Origin of the sequence: Pseudomonas sp. URIL14HWK12:I6 (assembly GCF_000514195.1) — a bacterium.
Taxonomy (GTDB): domain Bacteria; phylum Pseudomonadota; class Gammaproteobacteria; order Pseudomonadales; family Pseudomonadaceae; genus Aquipseudomonas; species Aquipseudomonas putida_A.
The window spans coordinates 100930-116918 of record NZ_KI911359.1; the positions used below are offsets into that span (position 1 = coordinate 100930).

A 15989-nucleotide genomic window follows, 5' to 3' on the forward strand; every position below is an offset into this window, starting at 1 on the left:
TCAAATGTGGGAGCGGGCTCGCTCGCGAAGGCGGCGGCAAAAACACCACACATCTGTCATGTGGCAAGACTACCCTCAGCAGGTTCTCCCCAAGAGCCCTCACCATGCGCAAAAGCCTGTCCCTGTTTCTGCTGCTGATCAGCTTCACGGTCCAGGCCGAGCAATGGCCCGGTGAGCAATGGCCGACTGGCGCAAAAATCAGCGGCGCAGCGGTCGAGGCATTAGAGACCTACGCCTTCCCGCCCCGCGACGACACTACCCGCCAGGGCATCCGCACGGACGCGCTGCTGATCATCCGCGACAGCCAGTTGATCTACGAACGCTACGCCGGCCCGACCCGTGCCGAGACCCCGCACCTGACCTGGTCGATCAGCAAAAGCCTGATGGCCACGGTACTCGGTGTGGCGTATGGCGAAGACCTGTTCAAACTGGATGATCCGGTTTCGAAGTTTTATCCGGCGCTGGAAAAACATCCGGCGATCACCGTGGCGGATCTGCTGCACTGGGCTTCCGGGCTGGACTGGCAGGAAGACTACGAATACGCGCCGCTGAAATCCTCGGTGGTGGCGATGCTCTACACCCGTGGGCACCGCGACATGCCCGCGTTCACTGCCAATCACGACGCTTATGCGCCGCCGGGGCAGACGTTCCGTTACTCCAGTGGCGACAGCAATCTGCTGGCGGCGGCGCTGAAGAACATGGTGGGCCCGCAGCGTTATCCCGACTATCCATGGACCGCGTTGTTCGAGCCGCTGGGCATCCGCCACGCCGTGTGGGAAACCGATGCCGGCGGTACGTTTGTCGCGTCCTCTTATGCCTATCTCACGGCGCGGGATCTGGCGCGGGTCGGTCTGCTGATGGCTCGCGACGGACGTTGGCACGACCGGCAATTGCTGCCCAAGGATTGGGTCGCTTTCAACCGCACTGCCTTTGCCGGCTACAAGGTGCATCAGGACGAAGCGGTGCCCGGTGGTCAGTGGTGGCTCAATCGCCCGGCGGATGGCGCCGCCGCGCCGTGGCCCGACGCGCCGCCCGACACCTTCGCCGCCCTCGGCCACTGGGGCCAGGCGCTGTATGTGATCCCCAGCGAGAAACTGGTGATCGTGCGTTACGCCGAAGACCGCGACGGCAGCTATCGCCACAACGAGCTGCTCAAACGCGTGCTCAAGGCGGTGCAGCCATGAAGCTGTTGAAGCGGGTGTTGCTGTTGGCGCTGATCGTGCTGCTCGGCTGGATCTGGCTCGAACGGGAAAACCTCTGGGCGTTCCCCGACATCATCAGCGCGTACACGGCCAAGGAATATTGTTCGTGTCGTTACGTGATGAACAACGATGCCGAATACTGCCGGGGTTATGTGAAACAGTGGCTGCCAACCAGCCACTTTAGCGATGACAGCGCGAGCAAAACCATCACCGTCAGCGGCATGGGCCGCAGCAATCGTGCCCAGTGGCTGAGCGAACGGCAGGGCTGCCGCCTCAATCCCTGAAACCCTCGATCCTCCAGTCAATAGATAACCCTGTGGGAGCTGGCTTGCCAGCGATGACGGTGTGTCAGTCAACAGAGATATAGCCTGTCCCGACGCTATCGCTGGCAAGCCAGCTCCCACAGGAGGTTTCACCAATCGATAGATTTGCGGCGATCAGTTTGCAATAACGGCGTGGGCGGTTAAGGTTCGTGCAGGTTTATCGCCCCCACGAGTATTCAATGTTCAACCGCTCCCTCTATACAGCCTTCGCCAGTCTGCTGCTGACTGCCGCCGCGCTGCCGGCGCAGGCCAACTGGTATCTGGATGGCGAGTCGTCGCGGCTGTCGTTCGTCAGCACGAAAAACGCCCACATTTCTGAAGTGCAGCGCTTTCTGGTGCTGCACGGCAAGGTCGATCCGGATGGCCGCGCTGAAGTCGAAGTCGAGCTGGATTCGATCAACAGCGGCATCCCGCTGCGCGACGAGCGCATGCGCAAGGAGCTGTTCCAGATCGAGCAATTCCCCGAAGCGACCATCAGCACCCGGATCGACCTGCGCCCGATCAACGATCTGGCCCCCGGTGCGCAGCTGGAATTGCGTCTGCCGCTGACCGTCAACCTGCACGGCAAGCAACATGAATACCCGGCAGAGTTGCTGGCCACCCGTCTCGACGACCGGCGTTTTCAAGTGGTGACCCTGGAGCCGTTGGTGATCAACGCCGAGGATTTCGATCTGGCGCCGGGGCTGGAAACCCTGCGCGACCTGGCCGGCCTGTCGGCCATCAGTCTGTCGGTACCGGTGGGTGCGGTGCTGATTTTCACGGCGCGCTGACATGCGCGGTGCGGTGTTTCCGTGGCGTGACGGCAACCGCTTCGAACTGTTGATCGACGGCCCGCAATTCTTCCCGCGCATGCTGGTGGAAATTGCCCGCGCCGAGGAGCAGGTCGAACTGGAGTTGTATCTGGTGGAGGCGGGCGCTTGTGCCGAGGCCGTGGTTCAGGCGCTGGTCCAGGCCGCCGAGCGCGGAGTGCGGGTACGCTGCCTGTTCGATGACTACGGCAGCCTCGCGTTTACCCTGCACCTGCGTCAGCGCCTGACCAAAGCCGGGGTCGAACTGCGTTTCTACAATCGCCTGAACTGGCGGCGCTGGGTCGGCAACTTCTATCGTGATCACCGCAAATTGCTGCTGGTCGATCAGCGTCTGGCGGTGGTCGGCGGCACCGGTGTTACCGATGAATTCTGGACACCGGGGCAGGACAGCAGCGAGTGGCACGAAGTGATGGTGGAAATCAACGGCCCGCTGGTGCTCGACTGGCAAGTGCTGTTCGACCGGCAATGGATCGCCAACCGCCATCGCCGGGCCTGGAAACCTTCGGCGCATGTCGGCCTGCCACGCTTGCCCAAGGTCCCGGACATGGGCGAGGGCATGGGCCGTGTGGCCTATGCCGATGCCCGTCAGCATCGCGACATTCTGCAGTCGCTGTTTCGTGCACTGAACAGCGGGCAGAAGCGCATCTGGATGGCCACCCCGTATTTCCTGCCGACCTGGAAAATCCGCCGCTCGCTGCGCAAGGCTGCTGCTCGCGGTGTCGACGTCCGGTTACTGCTCACCGGGCCGCGCACCGATCACCCGTCGGTGCGTTACGCCGGCCATCGCTACTACCCGCGCCTGCTCAAGGCCGGGGTGCAGATCTTTGAATATCAGCCGTGCTTCCTGCACCTGAAAATGGTCTTGGTGGACGAGTGGGTGAGTATCGGATCGTGCAACTTCGATCACTGGAACCTGCGTTTCAATCTGGAGGCGAATCTGGAGGCGCTGGACCCGTCGTTGACGGCAGCGGTGGTGCAGAGTTTCGAGAAGGATTTCGGTCTGAGCCAGCAGGTCAGTCTGGAGGAGTGGCAGCGCCGGCCGTTGTGGCGGCGGGTGAAGCAGCGGGTTTGGGGCTGGGTGGATCGGTTGGTGGTCAATATCCTCGACAGACGCGGTTAACGCCAATTTCGAAACCAGTGGATTCCAATGTGGGAGGGGGCTTGCTCCCGAAGGCGGCATGTCATTCAGCATTTATTTAGCTGATACATCGCATTCGGGAGCAAGCTCCCTCCCACAAAGGCCCCTCTCACACGGGGATTGGTTACTGAATAATTACAGCAACTCAAAACTCTGCTGCGTCACATCCTGCGAATCCAGGCCGATCTGCACGTTGAACTTTCCAGGCTCGGCCGCGTACTTGAGCTGGGCGTTGTAGAACTTCAGGTCATCCTCGGTGATGGTGAAGTGCACGACTTTCTGTTCGCCGGCCTTGAGCATGACTTTCTGGAAGTTCTTCAGTTCTTTCACCGGGCGAATCATCGAACCGGCGACGTCCTGGATGTACAGCTGCACCACGGTTTCGCCTTCACGTTTGCCGGTATTTTTCAGGGTGACACTGGCATCGAGCTTGCCGGTCTTGTTCAGCGTGGTTGACGACAGCGCCATGTCGCTCAGCGTGAACTGGGTGTAGCTCAAGCCGTAACCGAACGGGAACAGGGGACCGGTGGTGTCATCGAAATACTGCGAGGTGTAGTTGCCCGGTTTGCCCGGCGTGAACGGCCGGCCAATGCTCAGGTGGTTGTAGTAGGTCGGGATCTGGCCCACGGAACGCGGGAAGGTCACCGGCAATTTGCCCGACGGGTTGTAGTCGCCGAACAGCACGTCGGCGATCGCGTTACCGCCCTCGGTGCCGCTGAACCAGGTTTCCAGAATCGCATCAGCCGACTGGTTCTCTTCGAGGATGGTCAGCGGACGGCCGTTCATCAGCACCAGTACCAGCGGTTTGCCGGTGGCTTTCAGGGCACGGATCAGCTCGCGCTGATTTTCCGGGATGTTCAGGTCGGTGCGGCTGGAGGATTCGTGGGACATGCCACGGGACTCGCCCACAGCGGCGACGATCACGTCAGCGTCCTTGGCCGCTTTCACCGCCTCGTCGATCAGCACGTTGGCCGGGCGCGGGTCATCGACCACTTCCGGAGCATCGAAATTGAGGAAGTTCAGGTAGTCGAGGATCTTCTTGTCGCTGGTGATGTTGGCGCCACGGGCGTAGATCAGGTTGGCCTTGTCGCCGATCACCGAGCTCATGCCGTCGAACAGGGTCACCGATTGCGCCGGCTTACCGGCGGCGGCCCAACTGCCCATCATGTCGATGGGGGCCTTGGCCAATGGGCCGACGAGCATGACTTTTGCGTCTTTCTTCAGCGGCAGGGTGTCGTTCTGGTTCTTCAGCAACACCATGCTGCGACGTGCCACGTCACGGGCTTCGGCGCGGTGCAGGCGGCTCTCGGCGTAAGTGTCAGCCGGATCATCCTCGGCCTTGCCGATGCGCAGGTACGGGTCCTTGAACAGGCCCATGTCGTACTTGGCGGCGAGCACTTCGCGCACGGCGTTGTCGATGTCTTTCTGTTCGATCTCGCCGGACTTGAGCAGCCCCGGCAGCTCTTTGCCGTACAGGGTGTCGTTCATGCTCATGTCGATGCCGGCCTTGATCGCCAGCTTCGCCGCTTCACGACCGTCGGCGGCCACGCCGTGCTTGATCAGCTCGAAGATCGCCCCGTGGTCGCTGACGGCCAGGCCCTTGAAGCCCCAGTCCTTGCGCAGCAGGTCGTTCATCAGCCAGGTATTGGCGGTGGCCGGGATGCCGTTGATCGAGTTCAACGCCACCATCACCCCGCCGGCACCGGCGTCGATCGCCGCGCGGTACGGTGGCAGATAGTCCTGGTACATCTTCACCGGGCTCATGTCGACGACGTTGTAGTCGCGCCCGCCCTCGACCGCGCCATACAGGGCGAAGTGCTTGACGCTGGCCATGATGCTGTCGGCTGCGCTCGGCGTGTCGCCCTGATAGGCCTTGACCATCACTTTGGCAATGCGCGAGGTCAGGTAGGTGTCTTCACCGAACCCTTCGGAGCTGCGGCCCCAGCGCGGATCGCGGGAGATGTCGACCATCGGCGCGAAGGTGATGTCGAGGCTGTCGGCCGCGGCTTCCTTGGCGGCAACGCGCCCGGACTGACCGATGGCGTCCATGTCCCAGCTCGATGCCAGGGCCAGCGGAATCGGGAAAATCGTACGGTGACCGTGGATCACGTCGTACGCAAAAAACATCGGAATCTTCAGGCGACTGCGCATCGCCGCGTCCTGCATCGGACGGTTTTCCGGGCGGGTGATCGAGTTGAACGTACCGCCGATGTTGCCGGCGGCGATCTCTTTGCGGATCAACTCACGGGGCATTTCCGGGCCGATGCTGATCAGGCGCAACTGGCCGATCTTTTCATCGAGGGTCATTTGTTTCATCAGATTGCTGATGAACGCGTCCTTGTTTTCCAGGGGTACCGGGGTCGTGGCGGCCAATACTTGATGACTGGCCAGGCTGACGAACAGGCCCAGCAAACACAGCTTCTTCATGAATATTTTTCTCAAGGGCCCAAGCGGCAATGCAATGCCGGCCAGCCAAAAGTTAGGGAGCGACTATTGTTGTTCGGGTGCAGGCTCAAAATGACCGAGCCAAAAACGCCCGCCGACACTCGGCTGCGTTTGCGCAGGGCCTCTTTTTAGCCCATCGGCCCGTTGCAATCCAGTGGCGCGGCCGATTATGCCCCAACCGCTGATGCAGAAGGTTTCACGGTCGGTTTTTTATGAAATATGCCAGGGAGCATCACTTTGATGAATGTCAGTCCAACCTACCGCTCGCGTCTGCAGGTCGCCACGCTGCTGGTGCTTGCCACTTTGTTGACCGCATGCGGCATCAACAATATCCCGACCCTCGATGAACAGGCCAAGGCGGCCTGGGGCCAGGTCCAGAACCAGTACCAGCGCCGTGCCGACCTGATCCCCAACCTGGTGGAGACCGTCAGAGGCTACGCCAAGCATGAGGAGGCGACCCTGACCGCCGTGGTCGAGGCGCGGGCCAAGGCGACGTCGATCCAGGTCGATGCCAGCACCCTCGACAATCCGGAAAAACTCAAGCAGTTCCAGCAGGCTCAGGATCAGTTGAGTGGCGCGCTCAGCCGTTTGATGGTGGTCTCCGAGCGTTATCCGGACCTGAAGGCCAACCAGAACTTCCTTGCCCTGCAATCGCAGCTCGAAGGCACGGAAAACCGGATTGCCGTGGCGCGGCGCGATTTCATTCTGGCGGTGCAGAAATACAACACCGAGATCCGCACGTTTCCCGGGCGCCTCTGGCACAGCGTGATGTACAGCGACCTGCCGATTCGCGAAACCTTCGAAGCCACCACCCCCGGTGCGGAAAAGGCCCCGGAAGTGAAGTTCTGATTCGAGGTTGCCCATGCGTGTGTTGAAGATAGGCCTGGTGCTGATGCTGTGGCTGTTCGCCCTCAGCGCCCGGGCGGAGTTGACGTTCCCGGCGCTGAGCGGGCGGGTGGTGGACGAGGGGCAGATGATCGAGCCCTCGGTGCGCGCCCAGTTGAGCCAGCAATTGCAGGCGCATGAACAGGCGACCGGCGAGCAACTGGTGGTGGTCACGGTGCCTGATCTGCAGGGCACCACCATCGAGGATTACGGCGTGCAACTGGGCCGGCACTGGGGCATCGGTCAGAAGGACAAGAACAACGGCGCGCTGCTGATCGTTGCCCGTGACGAGCGCAAACTGCGCATCGAAGTCGGCTATGGCCTGGAGGATCGGCTGACCGATGCGCAGAGTTCGGTGATCATCCATCAAGTGATCACCCCGGCGTTCAAGGCCGGCAATTTCAGCAAGGGCATCAGCGACGGCGTGGCGGCGATGCTGGTGGTGCTCGGCGGCAATCCTCTGGACGAGCCATCGACGGTGTACGAGTCGAGCGGTGATCCGCAGAGCGATTTTGTCTCGCGGCATCCGCTGTTGTTCGTTTTTCTGGTGGTGTTGTTCATCCTGACCGTGTTTGTCTGCCAGATGCTCGGTATGCTTCCCGCCGGCCGTGGCGGCTCCGGAGGCGGGGGCGGTTTCGGCGGTGGTGGATTTGGCGGTGGCGGTGGAGGCGGGGGCTTCAGCGGCGGCGGGGGCAGTTTCGGCGGCGGCGGTTCGTCCGGCGGCTGGTGAACACACAACAATAATGATCAGGCACTTTTCGACATGGCATTACTGACTGAACACGAACAACGCAAAGTCGCCGAGGCGATTGCCCGGGTCGAGCGCGACACCGACGCCGAACTGGTCACCGTGCTGGCGGCCCGCGCCGATGACTACGCGTACATTCCGCTGCTGTGGGCCAGCCTGCTGGCGCTGCTGGTGCCGGGCATCGTCCATTACCTGACTGGCTGGCTGACCATGCACAGCCTGTTGCTGGTGCAATGGGGGCTGTTCATCGTCCTGTGCCTGCTGTTTCGCCTGCCGAAGATCACCACCCATCTGATCCCGCGCCGCGTGCGCCACTGGCGCGCATCGAACCTGGCGCGGCGGCAGTTCCTCGAACAGAACCTGCACCACACCGTCGGCAGCACCGGGATGCTGATCTTTGTCTGCGAGGCCGAGCGCTACGTGGAGATTCTGGTGGACGAGGGGATTTCCCGGCGGCTGGACAACAAAAGCTGGGACGCGATCGTCGCCGCGTTCACCGAGCAGGTGCGGCAGGGGCGCACGCTCGAGGGCTTTGTCACCTGCATCGAGGCCTGTGGGGAACTGCTCAAGGTGCACGTGCCGGTGACGCAGGTGAGGAATGAATTGCCCAATCGGTTGATTGTGTTGGGCTGAGTCTGGGTGCGGTTCTCCCCGGTCCCGCTGAGCAAGGCCTGTCTGATACATATGGCCGCATTACGCCGAGCCAGTGTGGGAGCGGGCTTGCTCGCGAATACGGTCTGACATTCACCATCAATGTCGCCTGATACGCCGCTTTCGCGAGCAAGCCCGCTCCCACAGGGGCCAGGCAGTGCGCTGAGTTCTTGTGCCGTTGGGTAAATAAGAACGTGTCCCCAAGCGCCATCCCCCCTAAAATACCCGCCATTCCCGATTTCGCCCGTCCGAGGCCGCTTTTCCATGTCCGTTACCGCCCCCTCCCTCAAGCCCGCACCCGATCACCACACCCAGTTCATCGAGCTGCTGCAAACCAGCCTCGAACACAACGGCTTCATCAAACTGGTGCTGGCCAAGTACATGGGTGAAGAGGCGGATCTACAGCGGATCATCATCAAAGCGGTGACGGTCAAGGCGCAGCCAAACCTGTCGTTTGTCTATCGCTACAAGACCCGCGACATCACCAAGAATCTGCCGCTGAGCGAAGGCGTGGCGGTGATTGCCGAGCTGTTGCCGGCCGCGTTCAAGAATGCGCATTTGCTGACCGTGACCGACGAAGCCCAGCTCGAATACAGCAAAAAGGGCAAGAGTTCACTGTTCAAGAGCAAACCTCAGCAATTGCGTGAAGCGCCGTCCGCCGAGCACAACCGTGAGAAGAACCGTTTTCTGGACTTGAGCCGGCCGTTCCTCAAGGACCTGGGCGTGACCAACGCGCAACACGAGCTGATCCCGGCGATGTCGCGCAAGTGGAAGCAGATCAACAAGTTCATCGAAGTCTTCAGCCACGCGCTGACCTCGTCACCGCTGGCGCTGGACAAACCGGTGCGGGTGGCGGACTTCGGCTCGGGCAAGGGTTACCTGACGTTCGCCATCCACGATTACCTGCGCAACACGCTCAAGGCCGAAGGCGAAGTCACCGGCGTCGAGCTGCGCGAAGAGATGGTCAACCTGTGCAACGCCGCCGCGGCGAAACTGGAGCACCCGGGGCTGGTGTTCAAGTGCGGTGACGTGCGCAGCGTGGCGCCGAGCGAACTGGACGTGATGATCGCCCTGCATGCCTGCGACATCGCCACCGACTACGCGATCCACACCGGCATCCGTTCCGGCGCGTCGATCATCATGTGCTCGCCGTGCTGCCACAAACAGATCCGCCTGCAGATCCAGAGCCCGGCGCTGCTCAAGCCGATGCTGCAATACGGTCTGCACCTGGGCCAACAGGCGGAAATGGTCACCGACAGCCTGCGTGCACTGTTCCTCGAAGCCTGCGGTTACGAGACCAAAGTGTTCGAATTCATCTCGCTGGAACACACCAACAAGAACAAGATGATTCTCGCGGTGAAACGCGCCGAGCCGGTGGACCCGGCTCAGTTGCTGGTGAAGATTCAGGAGCTCAAGGATTTCTACAACATCAGCGAGCACTGTCTGGAAACCCTGCTGCGCGCCGACGGCTTACTCGCCTGACCTTGTGGGAGCGAGCCTGCTCGCGAAGGCAGACTGCCAGCCAAGGATGCTGCTGGCTGTTATGGCCCCTTCGCGAGCAGGCTCGCTCCCACATGGGGTTTGATGGCGGTCTTGCGCCCGAGCATCACGGTCGCGATCACCCCGCAGGCAAAGACCCAGGTAATCGGCTCGACATGTTCACCAAAGAACAGCGCCGAAAACGCGATGGTGAAAAAGATCTGCAGCAACTGGATCTGACTGACCCGCGCAATCCCGCCCATCGCCAACCCGGCGTACCAGGCGAAGAAGCCGAGAAACTGCGAAAACAGCGCCACGTAGCCGAACGCCCACCAGGCCTTGGCTGACACTGCACCGTGATGTTGCAGCGCCAGATACAACACTGGCCCGATCAGCAGCGGCGTCGACAGTACCAGCGCCCAGCAGATCACCTGCCAGCCGCCCATTTCCCTGGCCAACCGGCCACCCTCGGCATAACCCAGACCGCCGACGGCAATCGCGCCGAGCATCAACAAGTCACCGGCCTGAATGCTCCCGGCTCCGGTGTACAACGCGTAGCCGAGCACCAGCGCACTGCCCAGTGCGGCGCAGGCCCAGAAGGCTTTCGACGGCCGCTCGTGGGACAGCCACGCCGCATACAGCGCCACGCACAGCGGCTGCAAACCGTTGACCAGCGCGCCGTGGGACGCCGGCAAGGTCTGCATGGCCCACGCCGACAGCACCGGGAAGCCAAGAATCACCCCGGCGATCACCAGGCTCAGGCCTTTGATCTGCTGCCAGCTCGGCCACTTCTCGCGTCGCCATAAAAACAACGCTGCCGCGGGAATCGCCGCGAACAGCGCGCGGCCGAGGCCGTTGAGCAGCGGATGCAGTTCCTGCACCACGATCCGGGTGAAGGGCAGGGTCAGGCTGAAAATCACAACCCCGAGCAGGCCGAGGGCCATGCCGGTGTTTTCGCGCGAGGACATGTGAGTGACCAGAATTGAAGGTGACAGGAAGGTGGCTTCATCTAGCCATAAACCGGGCGGGTCGGGCTGTTACAGCTAGGCACAGACTTAGGCGTACAGTTTGAGGGCCTCTTCGCGAGCAGGCTCGCTCCCACAGTGGATGGCATTCCAGTGTGGGAGCGAGCCTGCTCGCGAAGAACGATAACGCGGTCTTCGAGGTAGTAGCCGGTTGTTACCCGCCCCAACGGATAAGGTCTACCTTGAATACTCCTGCAAGTCCATTCCCAGAGGAGTCCTCCCCATGGCCGCGAAAAAAATCCTGATGCTGGTCGGCGATTACGTCGAAGACTACGAAGTGATGGTGCCGTTCCAGGCCCTGCAAATGGTCGGTCACACTGTGCACGCCGTGTGCCCGGACAAGGTTGCGGGCAAGACCGTGCGCACCGCGATCCATGACTTCGAAGGCGACCAGACTTACAGCGAGAAACCCGGTCACCTGTTCGCCCTCAATTTCGACTTTGCCAAGGTCACCGAGGCCGATTACGACGCGCTGCTGATCCCCGGCGGTCGTGCGCCGGAATACCTGCGCCTGAACGAAAAAGTCCTGGAGCTGGTGCGCGCCTTCGACAAGGCTGGAAAGCCGATTGCGGCGGTCTGCCACGGTGCGCAACTGTTGGCGGCAGCGGGCGTTCTCGAAGGTCGTGAGTGCAGCGCCTATCCGGCCTGCGCCCCGGAAGTGCGACTGGCCGGTGGCACGTTCATCGATATCCCGGTGACCGACGGCCACGTTCAAGGCAATCTGGCGACTGCGCCAGCGTGGCCGGCGCATCCGAACTGGCTGGCCGGTTTCCTCGGTCTGCTCGGCACCAAGATCACCCTGTAACGAGGATCCGCCGATGTGCGAGCTCTACGTCAAGGCCGACCCGATTCTCTACGAATCCCGCTCGCGCTCGTTGCGCATCTGCGGCGTGGTGACGACGCTGCGCCTGGAAAACCAGTTCTGGGACATCCTCAGCGAAATCGCCGAAGTCGATGGCATGACCACCAATCAACTGATCGCCAAACTGTATGAAGAGGTGATGGATTATCGCGGGGAGGTGGTGAATTTTGCCTCGTTCCTGCGGGTGAGTTGCACGCGGTATCTGAGTCAGCGACGGGTGAGTGCGCCGGAGTTGTCGGTGGTGCGGGCGGGGTGAAATAGCCAACACCGGGGTGACGCCTTCGCGAGCAGGCTCGCTCCCACATTGATTGCCGAGTGCTCACCTATTTTTGTGATCACTGGAGATCTACTGTGGGAGCGGGCTTGCTCGCGAAGAGGCCATTACAGGCGACAGAAATCTTGGGCTGGTCTTTACTCATTGGCGCAAAACCTTTCAACCGCCAAGGAGAAACGAGCATGTCCGGATGGTACGAAGTGAGCAAAAGCAGTAACGGCCAGTTCAGGTTTGTGCTGAAAGCCGCCAACGCTGAAACCATTCTCATCAGCGAGCTCTACACCACCCGCGCGGCTGCCGACAGCGGCATCGCTTCGGTGCAGACCAATAGCCCGCTGGATGAACGCTATGAGAAAAAGACCACCAAGGATGGTCATCCTTACTTCAACCTCAAGGCTGCCAACCATCAGATCATCGGCAGCAGCGAGTCGTACTCCAACGATGCCGCGTGTGCCAAAGGCATCGCGAGCGTCAAGGCCAATGGGCCGAGCAAAGTGATCAAGGACAAGACCTTGCCGGTGCTCTGAAGAACACTTAAGAGCAAAAATGTGGGAGCGGGCTTGCTCGCGAAGGCGTCGTGTCAGTCGACATCTGCAGTGACTGATCCACCGCTTTCGCGAGCAAGCCCGCTCCCACATGGGTTTGTGTGTGTTAGCGCAGGGTGTTGAGGATTGCTTTTAGCTGAGCTTGCCCAGCTTCGCTCAACGGAAACACCGGCAAGCGCGGATCACCAACCTCCAGCCCCGTCTCGCGCAATCCGGCCTTGATCGTCGCCGGCAAACCGCCCTTGAGGATGAAGTCCAGCAGCGGCAACTGGCGGTAGAACAACTCGCGTGCCTGCTGCAGATCACCGGCCAGAGCGGCCGCATACAGATCCAGGTTCAACTGCGGGATCAGGTTCGGCGCGGCGGTGCACCAACCCTTCGCCCCGGCGGCAAACGCTTCCAGTGCCAGCGGATTGCAGCCGTTGTAGAACGGCACCTGACCTTCACCGAGTAATTGCAGCTTGTGCATGCGCTGAATGTCGCCGGTGCTCTCCTTGACCATGGTCACGTTTTCCACGCCATTGACGATGCGCAGAATCAGCTCGACCGACATGTCGGTGCCGCTGGTGGCCGGGTTGTTGTAGAGCATGATCGGCACACCGACGCTGTCGCCGATGGCGCGGTAGTGCGCGAGGATTTCCGCTTCAGTGAGCTTCCAGTACGACGCCGGCAGCACCATCACCACGTCGGCGCCATGGGCTTCGGCGAAGCGTGCGCGGCGTACGGCTTTGGCGGTGGTCAGGTCGGACACGCTGACGATGGTCGGCACCCGTTTGCCCACGTGCTTGATGCTGAACTCGGCGACCTGATCCCATTCGGCGTCGCTCAGGTAGGCGCCTTCGCCGGTGCTGCCGAGCGGGGCGATGGCATGGACGCCGCTGTCGATCAGACGATCGATCGATTGGCCGAGCGCCGGCAGATCGAGGCCTTCGCCGTGGGTGCCGAACGGGGTGATGGTGTAGCCGATGATGCCGTGAATATTGGACATGATGAGTCTCCGGAAAAAGCTGAAATCAGTTCAGGCAATCGGCGTGTTGGCGCAGGTTCTGCCGGGCGTAGTAGTTGAAGGCGGCGGCGTGGCGTTTGGGTTTCGACACCCAGTCATGGGCCTCGCGCCCCAGCGCCGGAATGATCGGTTTGATCGTGCCGGCGGCCATCGCCAGCAGCTGCAGTCTGGCGGCGCGCTCGATCAGTTGGGCGATGACACAGGCTTCTTCGATCGTGCTGCCGGTCGACAGTTGGCCGTGGTGCGACAGTAGAATCGCGCGCTTGTCGCCCAGTGCACCGGCAATCAGTTCGCCCTCTTCGTTACCCACCGGCACGCCCGGCCAGCCTTCGAGAAACGCGCAGTCGTCGTACAGCGGGCACAGGTCCATGTGGGAAATCTGCAGCGGCACCTCCAGCATCGACAGCGCGGCAATGTGCGTCGGGTGCGTGTGGATGATGCAGTTCACGTCCGGCCGGGCGCGGTAGACCCAGCTGTGGAAACGGTTGGCCGGGTTGGCCATGCCGTGGCCTTCGAGCACTTCCAGATCTTCGTTGACCAGCAGCAGATTGCTCGCGGTGATTTCATCGAAACCCAGGCCTAGTTGTTGAGTGTAATAGGTCCCCGGCTGCGGGCCGCGAGCGGTGATTTGTCCGGCCAGACCGGAGTCGTGACCGCTCTCGAACAGGATCCGGCAGGTCAGCGCCAGCTTTTGCCGGTCAGTCCACGTATTATCCGCCAGGGTGTTTTGCATCTGGGTCAGCGCTTGCTTGACCAGTTGCTCTTTGGGTAGTGCTAATGTCTTGGCCATGTCTGTGTCCTTTGGGTGATTGCAAATGACACTAAAGAGCCTATATGACACAAAGTGTCATAAGCAAGCATCAATCGTCGTTTCCTTGATGGAATAACTGCTGCGCATGTCTATCCGTTTGAAATTGTTGAGAAAAAAACTTGGCGTGACACTTGAGGCGCTGGCGGAAAAATCCGGCATGACCAAGAGTTATCTGTCGAAGGTCGAGCGCGGGCTGAACACCCCGTCGATTGCGGCCGCGCTGAAACTGGCGAAGGCACTGAACGTGAAGGTCGAGGAATTGTTCTCCGAAGACAACGTCAGCCTCGACAGCTATAGCCTGGTACGCAGCCACGAACGCCAGTCACTGGCGGCCAACGATCAGAGCCCGGGGTATGCGGTGCTGGCGCATCAGGTCAGCGAACGCAACCTGCTGCCGTTCATCATCTACCCGCCGCGCGAGTTCACCGACAAGACCTTCAAGGAGCATTTGGGCGAGGAGTTTCTGTTCGTCCACGAAGGGCAGGTGGAAGTGGATTTCATGAACGAGCGGGTGCTGCTCGAACGTGGCGATGCGCTGCACTTCAACGCGCAGAAGCCGCACCGGATCAGGTCGGTGGGCGAGGTGCAGGCGCAGTTGCTGGTGGTGGTGCACAGCTCGGAAGAATGAGCCGCCAGAAAAATCTTCGCGAGCAAGCCCGCTCCCACATTTGGAATGCATTCCAAGGTGGGAGCGGGCTTGCTCGCGAAGGCGTCAGTACTGCTTACATCAAATCTCGACGGGAACCGAAAGCTTCGGACTCCCCAACGCATGCGTCTTCGCATCAAAAAACCGCAACGCAATCCCGGTGCCCTCGAACACCTTGGCGTAATGGCGTTTCTGATGCTGGATGAACGCCGCACTGCGCGGATAAATCGAGATCGCCACGCTCGCCGGTTTTGCCAGACGCAGTGCCCTCACGATGTGCGCATCCTGCTCGCCCAGCGCATGACCGAAGATGCACAGGTTCTGCGCGTGTCCCAATAACTGCTCATAACAGAACGACAGATAATCCGAACTGCGGATAGTCTTGAGCTTGTCTGCGCTCGGCCCTTCGTTGACGAACAGCGGCACGTCGTCGAGGGTCTTGATTGTGTTGTTGATCGCGAAACTGCCGAGCAGGGTGCCCTCGGTCGAGGTCAGTTTGCGCGCGGCGCCGTCCTGATTGCGCACCAGGTGCAGCCCGCCGTGCAGATACAACAGACGCGGTTTGGCGCTGCTGCTTGCGCTCAGATCGAAACTGGCGTCGGGACCGTTGAACAGGTCGTCGATCGCCTCGCTGCGGTGCTGGATCGCCCAGTAGCTGAGCAGGTCGTAATTGGTGGTGAACACCGTGCGATACCGCGCCAGTTCTTCATTGAGCGTGGCCAGGGTCGAGGCCTGCACCAGGCGCCATGGAATGTGCACCGCGTGCACGCTGTTGATCAGCGCTTCCTTGATCGCATAGTAGCGATTGCGCGGTGCCGCCGAGCTGACGGCCAACGCCTTGTTGACCCGGCTGGTGGTTTTCAGCGCGCCGAGTACCTGCTCGAAGCTGCGCGTCTGCATCGCGTCGAACACGCTCAGCTCCGATGGGCTCAGCGGTTTCTCCTCCACGGTGCGCGCGTTTTCGAACAGCGAGTCATAGCCAAAATCGTCCCACACCGCGCGGCTGGCGCCATTGCCCACCAGCAGACCGTTGAAGTCGGCGGTGGCGCGCAGGGCGCTCCAGTCTTCGAGGGTGGCGTCGACGTCCAGAAAATCGGTCATTGAGTGGGCAGTCTCAAAACAAAGGGCGGATGGACGGCG

Annotated in this window: 17 protein-coding genes; 12 read left to right on the top strand and 5 right to left on the bottom strand. The window is 61.2% G+C overall.

Annotated elements, in window-relative coordinates:
• Window positions 1-104: 104 nt before the first annotated feature.
• The 4 genes from H043_RS0127060 to H043_RS0127075 all read left to right on the top strand — a co-directional run bounded on the left by H043_RS0127060 (window position 105) and on the right by H043_RS0127075 (window position 3454).
• Window positions 105-1184 carry a serine hydrolase gene (locus tag H043_RS0127060; protein WP_027614414.1) on the top strand — a complete coding sequence of 360 codons (1080 nt, stop codon included), beginning with the start codon at window positions 105-107 and terminating at the stop codon, window positions 1182-1184.
• The gene (locus tag H043_RS0127065; RefSeq protein WP_027614415.1) at window positions 1181-1486 is read left to right on the top strand and encodes a hypothetical protein; all 306 of its coding nucleotides are present in this window, start codon (window positions 1181-1183) and stop codon (window positions 1484-1486) included. The genes H043_RS0127060 and H043_RS0127065 overlap by 4 nt, the downstream gene beginning before the upstream one ends.
• Window positions 1487-1704: 218 nt before the next feature.
• Window positions 1705-2295, top strand: coding sequence for a YceI family protein (locus H043_RS0127070; RefSeq protein WP_027614416.1), 591 nt, complete (start codon window positions 1705-1707; stop codon window positions 2293-2295).
• 1 nt (window position 2296) lies between these two features.
• Window positions 2297-3454 (top strand): phosphatidylserine/phosphatidylglycerophosphate/cardiolipin synthase family protein, encoded by a 1158-nt coding sequence (locus H043_RS0127075; RefSeq protein WP_027614417.1) that lies wholly within the window; start codon window positions 2297-2299, stop codon window positions 3452-3454.
• A 153-nt stretch (window positions 3455-3607) separates the two neighbouring features.
• On the opposite strand, the gene bglX is transcribed toward H043_RS0127075, so the two are convergent.
• Window positions 3608-5899, bottom strand: coding sequence for a beta-glucosidase BglX (gene bglX, locus H043_RS0127080; protein ID WP_027614418.1), 2292 nt, complete (start codon window positions 5897-5899; stop codon window positions 3608-3610).
• 258 nt (window positions 5900-6157) lie between these two features.
• Between bglX and H043_RS0127085 the strand changes: the two genes are divergently transcribed.
• The 4 genes from H043_RS0127085 (at window position 6158) to H043_RS0127100 (ending at window position 9683) form a co-directional block, all read left to right on the top strand.
• Window positions 6158-6766: a LemA family protein gene (locus H043_RS0127085; protein ID WP_007963199.1), complete on the top strand. Its 609-nt coding sequence runs from the start codon at window positions 6158-6160 to the stop codon at window positions 6764-6766.
• Window positions 6767-6779: 13 nt separating this feature from the next.
• A complete protein-coding gene (locus H043_RS0127090; protein WP_027614419.1) occupies window positions 6780-7532 on the top strand; it encodes a YgcG family protein in 753 nt (250 codons plus the stop codon).
• Between the two features lie 33 nt (window positions 7533-7565).
• Complete coding sequence (locus H043_RS0127095) at window positions 7566-8183, top strand: TPM domain-containing protein (RefSeq protein WP_027614420.1); 618 nt, start codon at window positions 7566-7568, stop codon at window positions 8181-8183.
• Window positions 8184-8465: 282 nt separating this feature from the next.
• Window positions 8466-9683, top strand: coding sequence for an SAM-dependent methyltransferase (locus tag H043_RS0127100; protein ID WP_027614421.1), 1218 nt, complete (start codon window positions 8466-8468; stop codon window positions 9681-9683).
• A 59-nt stretch (window positions 9684-9742) separates the two neighbouring features.
• Here the strand turns inward: H043_RS0127100 and H043_RS0127105 are convergent, their stop codons facing one another.
• Window positions 9743-10648, bottom strand: a complete 906-nt coding sequence (locus tag H043_RS0127105; RefSeq protein WP_027614422.1) for a DMT family transporter — start codon at window positions 10646-10648, stop codon at window positions 9743-9745.
• A 280-nt stretch (window positions 10649-10928) separates the two neighbouring features.
• Here H043_RS0127105 and H043_RS0127110 point away from each other — a divergent pair, with 280 nt between their 5' ends.
• From H043_RS0127110 to H043_RS0127120, 3 genes are all read left to right on the top strand, one after another.
• Entirely contained in the window at window positions 10929-11510 is a 582-nt protein-coding gene (locus H043_RS0127110; protein ID WP_027614423.1) for a DJ-1/PfpI family protein, read from the top strand.
• 13 nt (window positions 11511-11523) lie between these two features.
• Complete coding sequence (locus tag H043_RS0127115; RefSeq protein WP_027614424.1) at window positions 11524-11823, top strand: ribbon-helix-helix domain-containing protein; 300 nt, start codon at window positions 11524-11526, stop codon at window positions 11821-11823.
• Between the two features lie 200 nt (window positions 11824-12023).
• On the top strand, window positions 12024-12368 hold the full coding sequence (locus H043_RS0127120; protein ID WP_027614425.1) for a YegP family protein: 345 nt from the start codon (window positions 12024-12026) through the stop codon (window positions 12366-12368).
• A gap of 124 nt (window positions 12369-12492) precedes the next feature.
• On the opposite strand, the gene H043_RS0127125 is transcribed toward H043_RS0127120, so the two are convergent.
• Together H043_RS0127125 and H043_RS0127130 are read right to left on the bottom strand one after the other, a co-directional pair.
• Complete coding sequence (locus tag H043_RS0127125; protein ID WP_177325680.1) at window positions 12493-13377, bottom strand: dihydrodipicolinate synthase family protein; 885 nt, start codon at window positions 13375-13377, stop codon at window positions 12493-12495.
• A 22-nt stretch (window positions 13378-13399) separates the two neighbouring features.
• The gene (locus H043_RS0127130) at window positions 13400-14182 is read right to left on the bottom strand and encodes an aldolase (RefSeq protein WP_027614427.1); all 783 of its coding nucleotides are present in this window, start codon (window positions 14180-14182) and stop codon (window positions 13400-13402) included.
• 106 nt (window positions 14183-14288) lie between these two features.
• Here H043_RS0127130 and H043_RS0127135 point away from each other — a divergent pair, with 106 nt between their 5' ends.
• Entirely contained in the window at window positions 14289-14831 is a 543-nt protein-coding gene (locus H043_RS0127135; protein WP_027614428.1) for a helix-turn-helix domain-containing protein, read from the top strand.
• 99 nt (window positions 14832-14930) lie between these two features.
• On the opposite strand, the gene H043_RS0127140 is transcribed toward H043_RS0127135, so the two are convergent.
• On the bottom strand, window positions 14931-15950 hold the full coding sequence (locus H043_RS0127140; protein WP_027614429.1) for a DUF4917 family protein: 1020 nt from the start codon (window positions 15948-15950) through the stop codon (window positions 14931-14933).
• Window positions 15951-15989 lie beyond the last annotated feature (39 nt).

Bases quoted from the DNA above. Each gene is read 5' to 3' on its own strand.
- H043_RS0127060 (WP_027614414.1), top strand. From the start codon at position 105: ATGCGCAAAAGCCTGTCCCTGTTTCTGCTGCTGATCAGCTTCACGGTC.
- H043_RS0127065 (WP_027614415.1), top strand. From the start codon at position 1,181: ATGAAGCTGTTGAAGCGGGTGTTGCTGTTGGCGCTGATCGTGCTGCTC.
- H043_RS0127070 (WP_027614416.1), top strand. From the start codon at position 1,705: ATGTTCAACCGCTCCCTCTATACAGCCTTCGCCAGTCTGCTGCTGACT.
- H043_RS0127075 (WP_027614417.1), top strand. From the start codon at position 2,297: ATGCGCGGTGCGGTGTTTCCGTGGCGTGACGGCAACCGCTTCGAACTG.
- bglX (WP_027614418.1), bottom strand. From the start codon at position 5,899: ATGAAGAAGCTGTGTTTGCTGGGCCTGTTCGTCAGCCTGGCCAGTCAT.
- H043_RS0127085 (WP_007963199.1), top strand. From the start codon at position 6,158: ATGAATGTCAGTCCAACCTACCGCTCGCGTCTGCAGGTCGCCACGCTG.
- H043_RS0127090 (WP_027614419.1), top strand. From the start codon at position 6,780: ATGCGTGTGTTGAAGATAGGCCTGGTGCTGATGCTGTGGCTGTTCGCC.
- H043_RS0127095 (WP_027614420.1), top strand. From the start codon at position 7,566: ATGGCATTACTGACTGAACACGAACAACGCAAAGTCGCCGAGGCGATT.
- H043_RS0127100 (WP_027614421.1), top strand. From the start codon at position 8,466: ATGTCCGTTACCGCCCCCTCCCTCAAGCCCGCACCCGATCACCACACC.
- H043_RS0127105 (WP_027614422.1), bottom strand. From the start codon at position 10,648: ATGTCCTCGCGCGAAAACACCGGCATGGCCCTCGGCCTGCTCGGGGTT.
- H043_RS0127110 (WP_027614423.1), top strand. From the start codon at position 10,929: ATGGCCGCGAAAAAAATCCTGATGCTGGTCGGCGATTACGTCGAAGAC.
- H043_RS0127115 (WP_027614424.1), top strand. From the start codon at position 11,524: ATGTGCGAGCTCTACGTCAAGGCCGACCCGATTCTCTACGAATCCCGC.
- H043_RS0127120 (WP_027614425.1), top strand. From the start codon at position 12,024: ATGTCCGGATGGTACGAAGTGAGCAAAAGCAGTAACGGCCAGTTCAGG.
- H043_RS0127130 (WP_027614427.1), bottom strand. From the start codon at position 14,182: ATGGCCAAGACATTAGCACTACCCAAAGAGCAACTGGTCAAGCAAGCG.
- H043_RS0127135 (WP_027614428.1), top strand. From the start codon at position 14,289: ATGTCTATCCGTTTGAAATTGTTGAGAAAAAAACTTGGCGTGACACTT.
- H043_RS0127140 (WP_027614429.1), bottom strand. From the start codon at position 15,950: ATGACCGATTTTCTGGACGTCGACGCCACCCTCGAAGACTGGAGCGCC.